The sequence below is a fragment of the Kocuria rhizosphaerae genome (genome assembly GCF_044462265.1).
Taxonomy (GTDB): Bacteria; Actinomycetota; Actinomycetes; order Actinomycetales; family Micrococcaceae; genus Kocuria; species Kocuria rhizosphaerae.
The window spans coordinates 1-13,543 of record NZ_JBISWL010000015.1; the positions used below are offsets into that span (position 1 = coordinate 1).

Here is a 13,543-nt window from a genome sequence, read left to right on the forward strand (position 1 = left end):
TGGGGTTCTCCGCAAATCGTGGACACGGTGCTAAGCGGCTTGGAGCCGCGTTTCGGTGGCCTGCGTGCTGGCGGCCCGCAGGGCGTGCTCGTGTTCGACCGGGGTGGTGTAGCCCAGCGCGGAGTGCAGCCGGCGACGGTTGTAGACGACCTCGATCCAGCGGGCGACCTCACGGCGGGCCTGGTCCCGCGTGGGCCAGGTACGCCGGTCGTAGAACTCGGTCTTGAGCGTGGACCAGAACGACTCGGCCATCGCGTTGTCCCAGCACACCCCGGTGCGGCCCATCGACTGGCGCACGTCCAGCTGCTGGCACACCTGGTGCAGCTGGGCGGAGGTGTACTGACAGCCCCGGTCGGCGTGGAACACCACACCGGCCGGCACACCCCCGCGCAGGGTGTGGGCCATCCGCACGGCGCGTTCGACCAGGTCGGTGGACTGCACGGTGTCCATCGCCCAGCCCAGCACCCTTCGTGAGCACCCGTCACGGACCACGCACAGGTACAGCCACCCTTCACCGGTGCGCAGATAGGTGATGTCCGAGATCCACACCGCGTCCAGGCTCCCAGTGTCGAAGGCGCCTTCCACCCGGTCCGGGATCGAGTGCGTGGCCGTGCCGGGGATCGTGGTCACCGGGGCCCACTTGCGGGGACTGATCCCTTCGATCCCTTGCCGGCGCATCGCGGCGGCCACGGTCTTCTGGTTCACCACCAGCCCGCCCCGGGCCAGGGCGGCGGTGATCCGCGGCGCCCCGTCCACCCCGTCGGAATGCTCGTGGGCGGTGCGCACGGCCTGATCGACCTGGGCCCGCCGGATGGCCTGCGGGCCCGGCCCCGCCGCGCACCGGGCCGCCCAGGCGTAGTAGCCCGAGCGGGAGACCCCCAGCAGCCGGGCCATGCGGGTGATCTCGAAGTCGGCCTTCTCCGCGTCCATCAGCTCAAACCGTTCTTGCGGTGTTGCTTCGACGCGAAGAAGGCTGCTGCTTTTCCCAGGAACTCGTTGTCCAGCTTCAGCTCGGAGACCTCGCGGCGCAACCGGTCCAGCTCGGCCCGCTCATCGACCGTCAACGGCTCCTGCGCCCCGGTGGCCCCGGTGCGCTCACGCTCGGCTTTCACCCACCGGCCCAGCAGCTGCTCCCCGATGCCGAGCTCCCGAGCGACCTCGGCGATCGAGCGTCCAGTATCGATCACCAGCCGGGCCGCCTCGATGCGGTACTCCGGGGTGTACTTCTTCCTCTGTCCCACGCGGACATCCTCTCTGGCAGGAACGAATCCCGCCATCTCGGTGTCCACGAAAAGAGGCTAACCCCATGAGACGGTGTTCCACCCGGCACAGCTGGCCGAGCGGGTCTGCGCTAAGAGGCGGAACCCCTCACAACTCGTCAGCGCCCGCGTCTACCGGGGACGCCCCGTGCCCGAGCGCCAACCCATCCCGGCTAGTGCCTTCGACACCCAGGCCCGCGTATGGAAGCAGGATCCCCGGGTGATCATCAAGTCCCGAGACCTGACCTACCGCTTTCCCTACGCCGATCCCACACAGTTCTACGTACAGGAGAAGGGCATCGACGTCTCGCTAGCCGTCGATCTAGTCGAAGCGGCGATGACCGGCGCCTACGACGCGATGGTGGTCTTCTCCTGCGACACCGACCTGCTACCAGCCCTCGAGTTGGTCAAGCGCATCCAACGGGTGCACATGGAGATCGCCTGTTGGACCGGGGCCAATCCACTGTGGTTGCGTGAAGGTCTCCAACAGAGCCCTCCCCGACACTTCCCGTATTGCCACTTTCTGAAGGAAGAGGACTTTGTAAAGACCCGCGAGACCTGCACCCGAAACCTCGCAGCGACGATGCCCCACGCGTAAACATGGACGGACACCCCGCACCGAAGCGCATGGTATCCGTGCTTCATCCATCACGGGCTCCGCGGTAACCCGAAGGCTGGAATATCCCTTAGGGCAGTCTCAAGGGTCGGGCACAGGATCCCCGGCGCTAGTAGATCTGCTGCTTCTACATTCGAGTAGCCAGGAAATGGACCGACATCGAAGGCTGTCGGAGTGAATGGTGTCGATACCGTTAAGGAACATGCCAGACGGTGGACAAGGGAGCCTTATGGACACTCGTACTTGGGGATCACAGCGTCAAAAAACGGCCATCGGCCGCTCGGACCTATCCGCACCCGTCCGACAGGCCTTGGCTGATGGCTTGTTCCAAGGCAGTCCGACGGTCCTGGACTACGGATGCGGACGAGGCCAGGACGTTGCTCGACTCCGTCAGCTGGGGCATGAGGCAGTGGGGTGGGACCCGCATTTCTCCTCCTATGTTCCCCTCGGGCACTACCAGGTGGTCTTTTTGACCTATGTCCTCAATGTCATTGAGGACCCTATAGAGCGCCAGGAAGCGCTGCGCAATGCGTGGCGGCACTGCACCGGGGTGTTGGCGGTCAGCGTGCGCCTGACGTGGGACCAACGTCGGGTCCGAGGCTCAACAATGGGCGATGGAACCCTGACCAGCAAGGAAACGTTTCAGCATCTCTACGCCATTTCAGAGCTTCGCCGACTCGTGGGCGAGGTGACTGGCGTCCATGTGGTTTCGCCGCGGCCGGGGACCGTCTACGCCTTCCGCTCGGCTCAAGATCGTCTGCGGTACCTGGCGCGAGAAGTATCGGCGGGTGGGGCGTTTGGGCATGAGACCTCGGCCAGCACGGTCGAAGCCCTCCTGGATTTTGCCCGACGCCACGGCCGCGCGCCTAGATTCGAGGAGGTGCCCGCAGCGCACTTGCCCGAGCTGAGCGTCCTGAGCACCACCCAACTGCGCCGCCTCATCTCGACAGCCCTATCGCCGACCGAGATAGAGGGTGGGGCCCGACGGGCGACACTAGACACCATCCTTTTCCTGGCCATGGCACTGTTTGAAGGCCGGGGAAGGCTGGCGGACATGCCCTTGGCGGTGCAGGAAAACGTCCGGGCACACTTTGCCTCGTACCGACAGGCATGCCAACGTGCCGACCGCCTGTTGCTCAAACTGCGCGACGACACCTATCTCCGCGGGGCGATGCGCAACTCGGTCGGCAAGCTCACGCCCACTGCCCTGTACGTCCACAGCACCGCCACCTCACAGATGCCCATCGCTTTGCGTTTGTATGAACACTGCGGCGCGGTGGCTGCGGGACGTCCTGCAGGGTGGAACATCCTCAAGCTCAACCACAGTGGCCGCCGGGTTGCCTGGTCGGCCTATCCCGACTTCGACACCGATCCCCATCCGCGCCTGGCGTGGACCTACGGGGTTTCCCTGGAGACCTTGGAAGCTGACATGCAGGACTTCTCCACGCGTCAGAACCGTCCTCTGCTGCACCGCAAGCACGAGTTCCTGGCCCCAGATCACCCTGACGTACCGAAGTACCAGCGCTTGACGCTTTCGGAAGTGCGCCATGGCTTGTACGAGGATCCTGCACGGATTGGTCTTGACGAGGGTTGGGAAGCGGAATTGGATCGGTGCGGCGTGGAACTGCGCGGCCACCGCCTCGTCCGTCGAAAGTTATGACGGCAGCAGCGACCGCATGGTCCCTTCGATGGGGCTGAGGTCCTCCAGGGGGTTCCCCCACCAGGACAGCCGGATGGCTCCGGCCACCCGGTCCTCGTCCAGGCCCATGGCGGTCAAGACGTGTGAGGGGGTGTAGCGGCTGCTGGTGCACGCAGAGCCAGCGGCTACAGCTGCCACATCACGCAGCGCCACGATCAGCGCTTCACTATCAACACCGGGAATGCTGAAGTTCAAAATATGTGGGGCCGCATCGTGTTGATCGCCATTGAAGGCACCGCCCAGCGCGTCGACCAAGGCCATCATTCTGCGCCGGAAATCCAGGGTGTCCGCAAGCCATTCCTGGTGGGTTTCACGCCGCTCCCGGACCGCTTCTGCCAGGCCCACGATGAGAGCGACCGACAACGTGCCCGGCCGCAAGCTGCGCTCTTGGCCCCCACCAAACATCAAAGGCTCCAGCGGCGGCCTACGGTACCCGCGGCGACGCGTGACCAGAGCGCCGATGCCTTTAGGGGCGCCCAACTTGTGACCGCTGATGCTCACCAAGTCGATCGGGGCCTGAAGATCCTCCTGCGCCCACTTGGCGAAGCTCTGAGCAGCGTCGACGTGGAAGTACGTGGCTGTGGAACGAAGAGCGTGGGCGATATCGGCCACGGGATGCCGGACACCGGTCTCGTTATTGACATGCATGAGCGAGACCAGCAGCGTGTCCTCGCGTACTCGCTCCATCACAGCCTGCGCTGACAGGCGTCCGCCGTCATCGGGTTGCAGCAGCTCGACTTCAAACCCCTTGGCGGCCAGATGCTCCAACGGCTCCAGGACGGCCTTGTGCTCGGTGGCGCACGAGATGATGTGCATCCGGCCGTGGGCATCCCCGTAGGGGGCGAGGCCGAGCAAGGCAATGTTGTCCGCCTCGGTGGCCCCGCTGGTGAAGATCACCTCCTCCGAAGCACACCCTGCCTGCTCAGCGATAGTCTTGCGTGCTTGTCCGACCGCCTTTTTGGCCACCGTGCCCCACTCATGGGTGCGGCTGCCAGCATTGCCGAACTCCTCCACCATGTAGCGGGTGACCACGCTGGAGACACGTTCTGACACGGGTGTCGTAGCCGCCATGTCCAGGTAAATCGGTTCCACCAAAGTCACACCTCCTCCGGTTCTGTATGCGACGCTATTCCCGATTGTACGGTATCCGAGTCACGTACTATCGTGGGTCCTGTGAGCAGCCAACAACGCCCCCCGGCGAGCACCATGGACTTCTCCGTGTCCTTCCCGGCGATGCGCGGGATCCAGGCAGGACGAGAGTTCTACGTGATCATGTGCCCCTTGCGGTACCTGCCCCGCCTCTTCCACTTCGACGAAGAGGATGTGCCTGCTGAGCTGCGTGCTCAGCGAGCCTTGAACCGGAACCGGGTACCCGCATTGGTCCATTACATCTTGGACAACCGACAGGACTACGTCTTCAGCTCCCTGACCGCTTGCGTGGACGGGGCCATGACGTTTGAGGCGCAAGAGGAGACCGGCCACGCCCATCGCCTCGGTGTCTTGCACCTGTCGATGGACTCACACTTCCTCATCAACGATGGCCAACACCGTCGCGCGGCCATTGAAGAGGCCATGCGGGCAGATCCCAGCCTGGCGGAGGAAACCATACCCATCGTGATCTTCGCTGATGAGGGCCTCGCCCGCTCCCAGCAGATGTTCGCCGACCTCAACCGCCATGCGGTGCGGCCGGCTAAGAGCATCGGAGTGCTCTACGACCACCGTGACGATGACTCCGGGATCGCCCGCTTGATCGTGCTGCAGTCCGAGTTCTTCCGCAGCATCGTGGAGATGGAGCGCAGTGCTCTGTCGAAGCGCAGCCGCAAGCTCTTCACGCTCTCGGCGATCTACAACGCCACGCAGGTGCTCCTGGCCGGAAGCCGCTTCGAAACCGTGGAGGAAGCAGCCGCGGTGGCCCGGCGATATTGGGAGGCGGCGGCCCATCATTTCCCGGACTGGCACGCCGTCCAACGCGGTGAGCTCAGCGCCGGCACCGCTCGTAGTGAGTTCATCCACAGCCATGGCATCGCCCTGCACGCCTTGGGGCGCGTCGGGAACACTTTGATCCGTGATCACCCCGACGCGGACCAGTGGCAAGACCAGCTCGCCGGCCTCGCTGGCATTGATTGGCGTCGGTCCAATGAGTCCCTTTGGGAAGGCCGTGCCCTCATCGGCGGACGTGTATCGAAAGCCACCAACAACGTCGTTTTGACCACCAATGTCCTTCGCGCTGCCCTGGGCCAGGAACTGACCCCGGATGAGCAGCGGACCGAAGACGCCTACACGAAAGGCCGGATATGAGTGTCGACCTTGGCCTGACCATCACCACCCGACGCCGCCCCTTCGATGGGCGGCCCATGCAAGAGGTCATCGATGAGCTAACCGAGGAGATTGGCGAGCTGTACTGCGCCGACGAGGTCCCGTGGGTGGTGGGATACTCCGGCGGCAAGGATTCGACTGCGGTCCTGCAGCTCGTATGGCTGGCGCTGTCCAAGCTGGCTCCGGAGGCACGCCGGAAGCCGGTGTACGTGATTTCTACGGACACCTTGGTGGAGAACCCTGTGGTGGCGGCGTGGGTGTCTAAGTCGCTGGAGAAGATGGCCACCGCAGCCGAAGAACAGGACCTGCCCGTCCAGCCGAACCGTCTGACCCCGGAGGTCAAGGACACATTCTGGGTCAATCTGATCGGCCAGGGGTACCCCGCGCCTCGGCCCAAGTTCCGCTGGTGCACCGAGCGGCTCAAGATCAGGCCCAGCAACAGCTTTATCAAGCGCGTCGTGCACAACCACGGTGAGGCCATCCTGGTGCTGGGCACCCGTAAAGCCGAAAGCGCGGCCCGCGCTCGAACGATGGAGCACCACGAAAAGGGTCGAGTGCGGGACCGGCTCTCTCCCAACGGCAGCTTGCCTAACAGTTTGGTTTACAGCCCCATTGAAACGTGGTCCAATGACGACGTTTGGATGTTTCTGATGCAGGTCAAGAACGCCTGGGGTTACTCCAATAAAGACCTCCTCACTATGTACCAGGGGGCTTCCGAGGACAGCGAATGCCCGTTGGTCGTCGACACCACCACGCCTAGTTGTGGAGACTCACGCTTCGGGTGCTGGACCTGCACCCTGGTCGACCAGGACAAATCCATGTCCGCCATGGTGGCCAACTCCGAGGATCACGAGTGGATGGCACCCTTACTCACCCTGCGCGACAAGCTCGACGGCGGATGGGACGGATCCGGCGAGGACCCTTACCTGCAAGCACCCGATGAGGACCGCGCTCGAGCCGAAGAAAACGACCGAGAGCGGGATGCTCGAATACGCGGTGAGCGTGACCGACAGCGCCGGGAATTCCGGCGCAAGCGCGGCGGCGTCACCGTTTTCAACGGCAGGGCCGTCCACGGGCCCTACACCCAAGAAGCCCGTGAGGAATGGCTCCGCGACCTCCTGCGCGCTCAAGGCGAGGTGCGTGAGCTCGGCCCCGAAGGCACCGAGGACCTCGAGCTCATCACTTTGGAGGAACTAGAAGAGATCCGTCGCATCTGGGTGTTCGACAAGCACGAGATCGAGGACCGCGTTCCTCACATCTACGAGGACGAAACCGGCATGCCCTACCCGGGCAAGCCGCTGGGGGATCAGATTGCTTTGGGAGCTGATGACATCGAGCTGCTGAAGGACCTGTGCGGCGACGATCCCATGCACTTTGAGATGACTCGGTCGTTGATCGGTGTGGAACGGCGCTACCAGACCATGGCACGGCGCAAGGGACTCTTCGAAGAACTCGAAGCCACCGTGCGCCGGTCGTACTTCGCCAACGAGTCCGACGCCTTGGGCCGCGCCAAGAAGCTTGCCACCGTGCGTGACCTGAGGAACGGCAAGACCATGGCCCTGGATTTGCTGTCCGATGAGATCGGCGACGGAACGGAGGAGCATGATGCGCTTTCGTGAACTGACCCTGCATAATGTCGGTGTCTACCGTGGCCGCCATGTGGTGGACCTACAGACCCAACCGGGCCGGCCGGTCATTCTGGTCGGCGGCCTCAACGGGTGCGGAAAGACCACCTTTTTGGATGCGCTCCAACTGGCGCTCTACGGGCGGCGGGCCAATCTCTCCAATCGGGGAAACAAGTCCTGGGACAGCTTCCTGCGCGAGACCATCAGCCGGGGCGTCGATCCTAAGGACGGCGCGTCTATCGACCTAACTTTTGAGATCGACATCGAAGGCGATATCCGTCTTTACCGGGTGGTGCGCTACTGGAACTCCACCGGCAAGGGCATCCATGAAGGCGTCAACGTCTTTGTGGATGGCCGTGTGAATTTCACCATCTCGGCCACCTGGGCTGAACACGTCGAGGAAATCCTTCCGCTGGAGATTGCCAATCTCTTCTTCTTCGACGGAGAGAAAATCGAGTCCCTGGCGGACATGGAGACCTCAGCCGGGGTGATCCGCACTTCCATCCACGCACTCCTGGGTATCGGCACGCTGGAGCGCCTCAGCACGGATCTGCTGGCGTTGCAGCGACGACAAAAGCCTCAAGCCGTTCCTGCCGAGATAGAGGACCGACTCAAAGCCGCCACTGAGCGCCTGACCCAGGTGGAACAGGACTTAGAAACGGCCCTCCAGCGGCTCGCAGGCGCCGAGGGGCGGCACCGGAATGCTCGGGCAGAGCTGGATGCGGCTGAGGCAGGCTTCCAGCGTGAAGGGGGCAGTCTCTACGAGCAGCGTGCCTCCCTTGAACAGGAACACCACAAGGTCACGGCCACGATTCAAGCCATCGAGGACCAACTGCGCTCACTGGCCGAAGGGGCTCTCCCCCTCCTTCTGGTGCGTCCCCAGCTGGAGCAGTTGAAGGCTGATGGAGCGCGCAACGCCAAGATCACCGCGGCTGCGCAACTGCATCAGCACCTAGACCAGCACCATGTCGAGCTGATGTCACAGTTGAGCGCCGACGCCCGCAGGGAAGTCGAACCACTCCTTGCCGCGCACAGAGACGCCATCAACAAGGACGCCGCTCAGGAGCCGGTCCCTGGCGTGGGCGCTGAGGCAACTCGGCAGCTCTCCACGCTAGATGGCCTACTCATTCAGGCCGGGACATCCCGCGACGCGCTGGTCACCCAACTCGATGCGCTCTCCACTCGTCATGATGAACTGGATGCGCTCTTGGCCGGTGTGCCGAGCTCCGAGTTGATCAACACGCAGCTAAAGATACGTGACAAGGCCAGGGTGGTGGAGGCAACGACGGCTGGCGAGGTGGGAGCCCTCCAGGAAGAGGTTCAGCGCCTGCGCAGCACGCAGGAGAACACCACCCAAGCGGTGAACCTGGCTGAGGCCGAACGACGGGCCGCCGCCCTGCACGAGGACGAGGTGCAGCGCATGCTCAACCATACGGAGCGGGTCCGGGCCACCCTCGGGGAGCTCCGCCAACAACTCATCACGAGAAACCTCGGCAAACTGGAAGTCGCCACACTTCAGAGCTTCCAATCGCTCATGCGGAAAAAGACTTTGATCCGTGACGTTCACATCGACCCGAAGGACTTCACTGTCCACTTGGAAGGTGCTACCGGAGTGGAAGTTCCGGCAGCGCGACTCAGCGCCGGTGAACGCCAGCTCTTGGCCGTGGCACTGCTATGGGGCATCGCAAAGGTCGCGGGCAAGGAAATCCCCATGGTCATCGACACACCCCTGGGCCGCCTGGACAGTGTGCACCGAGAACGCCTAGTCGACAGGTACTTTCCGGAAGCCGGCGAACAAGTACTGTTGCTCAGTACCGACGAAGAAATCAACGAGCCCCTATTCCACAGGTTGGCCCCCGCCATTAGTGCGACCTACCTTTTGGACCATGATAATGAAAATCACACCACGTCGGTGAACCCTGGGTACTGGTGGAAGCGAGAAGACAGTGTCGCTTGAAACTGTTCGACTGTCCGAACAGGGCAAAAATCAACTAATAAAGCTAAAGCGGGCCACCGGCATTAAGCAGTGGAATATCCTTTGTCGCTGGGCGCTATGCACGTCTCTTTCCGATCCCACACCACCACTGGTTCGCGACGTGGTGGCCGACTCCAACGTCGAGATGACATGGAAAACCTTTGCAGGCGCCCAGGCTCCCATTTATGAAGCCCTAATTGCACAACGGGCCCACGCTGAAGGTGAAAGCGAATTGAGCCGAACTGCTTCGGCTCATATACACCGGGGAATCGGCGTCTTAAGTAGTCAGGTTAGTGACATGACGAGCTTGTTGTCTGGAGCCCTGATTCAACAGGCCAATTAAGGGGACCTTCACAAATGAGCATGGGCGGCCGGGTGCGCGGGGGCGTCTCGAGGGGCGTGTTGTGAGGTCTGGGTAGAGGTCGAGACCTCCAGGATGAAAGGTGCTGAATCTACCCATCCTGTAAGGCCTCGACGTGTCTCATGCTACGTGCGCGCCGGCGTGCGCGCTCTTCGACCTGCCCGACGTCCATGTCCTCGCCGTCGCCCGGGGCCGTTCCTCGTTCGCTGTGGTGGTTGAGACCGTACCGTCGCTGGTGGGGTGCCCGTCCTGCGGGGTTCTCGCCGTCGGCCACGGTCGCCGCCGGGTTCTGCTCCACGACCTGCCTTGCGCTGGGGTGCCAGTGCGGGTGGTGTGGCGCAAGCGGGTCCACCGTTGCCGGGAGGACGCGTGTGAGACGGCCACCTTCAGCGAGGTTCATGAGCTGGCCGCCCGCGGGCCAAGCTCACCGCTCGCGCGATCATCTGGGCCGTGGCGCAGCTGCGCTCCCACGACATCGCGGTCTCTGCCCTGGCTGAGATGCTGGGGGTCGCTTGGAACACCGTCTGGGACGCCATCGCCCCGGTCATCGAGGACCAGCTGGCCGCGCCGAATCGGCTGGCCGGGGTGGACGCCCTCGGGGTCGACGAGCACGTCTGGCGCCACGTGGGTCCACCGGGCACGGGAATGGTCACCGGGATCGTGGACCACTCCCGCGACAAAGACGGCCGGCCCCGGGCGAGACTGCTCGACCTGGTCAAGGGCCGCACCGGCGCCGCCTACGGCGACTGGCTCACCGAGCAGGCGCCGGGGTTCACGAGCGGGATCCGCACGGCGACGCTGGATCCGTTTCACGGCTACGCCAACGCGATCCGCGACGAGCTCCCGGAGGCGATCACGGTGCTGGACGCCTTCCATGTGGTCAAGCTCGGCGGGCAGGTCGTCGACGAGGTGCGCCGCCGCGTGCAGCAGGACACCCTGGGCCACCGTGGGCGTGCCGGCGACCCGCTCTGCGGCATCCGGCGCACCCTGCAGATCGGGGCCGAGCACCTCACGCCTCGGCAGATCACCCGCCTGAACGTGAAGCTGGCGGCCGGGGACCCGCACCACGAGGTGACCCTGGCCTGGCACTGCTACCAAAAGCTGCGAGCCGTCTACCACGCCCGTCACGAGGCCGGACGTCGGCTCGTCGCCGAGGTCCTCGCCGCGTTCCCCACCTGCCCGATTGCTAGCGGACATGCCAATCTCCCTGTAGGCGGACACGTACCTCCCTGCTGACGGACAGTTGATCTCCCTGTCCGTGGCCATGGGGCCGGGCTCGTGTCGGTCCCTACGCAGACGTCCCTCCGGGGGTTCGCTCGAGGTCTCTGACCACCTGGAGCATCACCCGCCGGAGGGACGCATGAAGAAGTCTGACAGGGAGATCATGGAAATTCTCGAAGCCTATGACGCCACCGGCTCGGCGCACTCGGCCGCGGCCCTGGCCGGGGTCGATCCGAAGACGGTCCGTCGCTACGCCGCCGCTCGGGACGCGGGCCGGCCGGTGACGGGGCCGGGTCGGCGTCCCCGGATGATCGACGTGCACCTGCCCAAGATCGAGGAGTGGGTGGAGCGTAGCCAGGGCACGGTCCGCGCCGACGTCGTCCACGCCCGCCTTGTCGCGGTCGGATTCTGCGGGACCGAGCGCACCACCCGGCGGGCGGTGGCGCAGGTCAAGGCGGCCTGGCGGGCCGGGCACCGGCGCACCTACCGGCCCTGGATCACCGAGCCGGGTTTGTGGCTGCAGTTCGACTGGGGCGAAGGCCCGAGGGTCCCCGGCCCCGACGGCACCCCGCGGCGCACCTGGCTGTTCTGCGCCTGGCTGGCGTGGTCGCGGTTCCGGGTGGTGATCCCGGTGTGGGACCAGACCCTGCCCACGTTGATCGGGTGCCTGGATGCGACCCTGACGAGGATCGGCGGGGTGCCCACCTACGTGCTCACCGACAACCCCAGGACCGTGACCGTCGATCACGTCGCCGGGGTGCCGGTGCGGCATCCGCAGATCGTTCAAGCCGGCCGGCACTACGGCACCCAGGTGCACACCTGCGTGCCCTACGACCCGGAGTCCAAGGGCGGGTCGGAGTCCACGGTGCGCATCGCCAAGGCCGACCTGGTGCCCACCGAGGCGAACCTGCGCGAGCACTACGCCTCCTTCGGGCAGCTCGAGGCCGCCTGTGCGGCGTTCTGCACCAAGGTCAACGGGCGCACCCACCGGGAGACGGCCCGGGTGCCCGACCAGGCGCTGGTCGAGGAGCAGCAGCGGTTGCACGTGCTCCCGGTCGCCCCGCACACGGCGACCCTGGGGGTGACCCGCACGGTGGGCACCGACCAGACCATCCGGTTCGGCTCGGTGCGCTACTCCACCCCGCCTGGACTCGTGGGAGCCGAGGTGTGGGTGCGGGTCGCCGGAGAGGAGCTGGTGGTCGTGGCCGACCTCGACACCCTCGCCGTGACCCCGGGCTGGGCTGCCGGGCGGGCCGGGCTCACCGAGGTCGCCCGCCACCGGCTCTCGACCCCGGGCAATCCGCGGATCGACCTGGCCCACTACCCCGACCACCCGCAGGACCCCGCCGGCGCCCCACGTCCGCCCCGGCCGAAGGCCCGGTCGGCGGCCGAGGCCGAGTTCCTGGCCCTGGGCGCCGGCGCCCAGGCCTGGCTGATCGAGGCCTCCGCGGCCGGGGCCACCCGGATCCGGGCGAAGATGGCCGCCGCCGTCGAGCTCGCCGCCCTCACCGGGGCCGGGCCCGTGGACGCCGCCCTCGGGATCGCCGCGGCCGCTGGGCGCTTCGGCGAGGGGGACCTGGCCGCGATCCTCGACCACCAGGCCACCGGGGCCACCGCCGCCGGGCTCGTGGCCGCCGACGAGACCCACTCCGCCCAGCCCGGCACCGCCGCCTGGGCCGCCTTCGGCGCCCCCACGACAACCAGCACAACCGACAGGACCGAGGAGACCGCCCGATGAACACGACCACCACCGCCCCGCCGGCCCCGCCGCTGCCCGAAGACCTCGCCGCGGTGCTCAAACGGATGCGGATGCCCTACCTGCGCGCGGCCGCCCCCGACGTGCTGGCCACCGCCCGCTCCCAACGCTGGGACCCCACCGAGGTGCTGCGGGTGCTGCTCGCCGAGGAAGCCCGTGGGCGCGACGAGGCCACCCGTACGGCCCGCCGCAAGGCCGCCGGCCTGCCCGCCGGGAAGACCTTCGACTCCTGGCGCGAGCACGACTCCTCGATCCCCGCACCGACCCAGTCCGCCCTGGCCACCCTCGAGTGGGTCGGTCGTGCCGAGAACCTCGCGATCTCCGGGCCCTCGGGCACCGGCAAGACCCACTTCGTCGAGGCCCTCGCCCACCACGTCATCGACGCCGGCATGCGGGTCTCCTGGTTCACCCTCGAGTCCCTCACCGCCGCGATCGGGCGCGCCGCCGTGGACGGCTCGATCAGCAAGACCATCAACCGCATCACCCGGGCCGAGCTCATCGTGGTCGACGACATCGGGATGCTGCCCTCCGGCCAAGCCGCCGCCGAGGCCTTCTACCGCCTCGTCGACGCGACCTACGAACGCCGCAGCCTCGCCGTCACTTCCAACATCCACCCGGCCGGGTTCGACACCATCATGCCCAAGACCCTGGCCACCGCCGCCGTCGACCGGCTCCTGCACCATGCCCACGTGATCATCACCGAGGGCACCTCGCT

General features: G+C 65.6%; 10 protein-coding genes and 1 pseudogene. 9 read left to right on the plus strand and 2 right to left on the minus strand.

Going from position 1 to position 13,543, the window contains the following annotated elements:
* Positions 1–30: 30 nt before the first annotated feature.
* Positions 31–1,277, minus strand: a protein-coding gene (locus ACH9EU_RS01460; RefSeq protein WP_396412164.1) for an IS3 family transposase whose coding sequence is annotated in 2 segments (ribosomal slippage) — positions 31–974 and positions 974–1,277 — 1,248 coding nt in all. Because the reading frame shifts where the segments join, the coding sequence is not laid out codon by codon here.
* A 37-nt stretch (positions 1,278–1,314) separates the two neighbouring features.
* On the opposite strand from ACH9EU_RS01460, the gene ACH9EU_RS01465 reads away from it, so the two are divergent.
* Both ACH9EU_RS01465 and ACH9EU_RS01470 read left to right on the plus strand, forming a co-directional pair.
* Complete coding sequence (locus ACH9EU_RS01465) at positions 1,315–1,857, plus strand: NYN domain-containing protein (protein WP_396412154.1); 543 nt, start codon at positions 1,315–1,317, stop codon at positions 1,855–1,857.
* 247 nt (positions 1,858–2,104) lie between these two features.
* Positions 2,105–3,535 (plus strand): DNA phosphorothioation-associated putative methyltransferase, encoded by a 1,431-nt coding sequence (locus ACH9EU_RS01470; protein WP_396412155.1) that lies wholly within the window; start codon positions 2,105–2,107, stop codon positions 3,533–3,535.
* Here the strand turns inward: ACH9EU_RS01470 and dndA are convergent.
* A complete protein-coding gene (gene dndA, locus ACH9EU_RS01475) occupies positions 3,530–4,666 on the minus strand; it encodes a cysteine desulfurase DndA (RefSeq protein ID WP_396412156.1) in 1,137 nt (378 codons plus the stop codon). The two genes, ACH9EU_RS01470 and dndA, sit on opposite strands and share 6 nt — an antisense overlap.
* 81 nt (positions 4,667–4,747) lie before the next feature.
* Between dndA and dndB the strand changes: the two genes are divergently transcribed.
* The 7 genes and pseudogenes from dndB to istB form a co-directional block, all read left to right on the plus strand.
* Positions 4,748–5,872: a DNA sulfur modification protein DndB gene (gene dndB / locus ACH9EU_RS01480; protein ID WP_396412157.1), complete on the plus strand. Its 1,125-nt coding sequence runs from the start codon at positions 4,748–4,750 to the stop codon at positions 5,870–5,872.
* Entirely contained in the window at positions 5,869–7,509 is a 1,641-nt protein-coding gene (gene dndC, locus ACH9EU_RS01485) for a DNA phosphorothioation system sulfurtransferase DndC (RefSeq protein ID WP_396412158.1), read from the plus strand. Before dndB ends, dndC begins: the two co-directional genes overlap by 4 nt.
* Positions 7,493–9,472 (plus strand): DNA sulfur modification protein DndD, encoded by a 1,980-nt coding sequence (gene dndD / locus ACH9EU_RS01490; RefSeq protein WP_396412159.1) that lies wholly within the window; start codon positions 7,493–7,495, stop codon positions 9,470–9,472. Before dndC ends, dndD begins: the two co-directional genes overlap by 17 nt.
* Positions 9,462–9,833 (plus strand): DNA sulfur modification protein DndE, encoded by a 372-nt coding sequence (gene dndE, locus ACH9EU_RS01495; RefSeq protein ID WP_396412160.1) that lies wholly within the window; start codon positions 9,462–9,464, stop codon positions 9,831–9,833. Before dndD ends, dndE begins: the two co-directional genes overlap by 11 nt.
* Before the next feature lie 133 nt (positions 9,834–9,966).
* Positions 9,967–11,036: pseudogene (locus ACH9EU_RS01505) on the plus strand (ISL3 family transposase); the annotation flags it as partial.
* 175 nt (positions 11,037–11,211) lie between these two features.
* The gene (istA, locus tag ACH9EU_RS01510) at positions 11,212–12,810 is read left to right on the plus strand and encodes an IS21 family transposase (RefSeq protein WP_396412162.1); all 1,599 of its coding nucleotides are present in this window, start codon (positions 11,212–11,214) and stop codon (positions 12,808–12,810) included.
* Positions 12,807–13,543 (plus strand): IS21-like element helper ATPase IstB (istB, locus tag ACH9EU_RS01515; RefSeq protein ID WP_396412163.1); only part of this gene is annotated, 737 nt, incomplete at its 3' end. The genes istA and istB, both read left to right, overlap by 4 nt.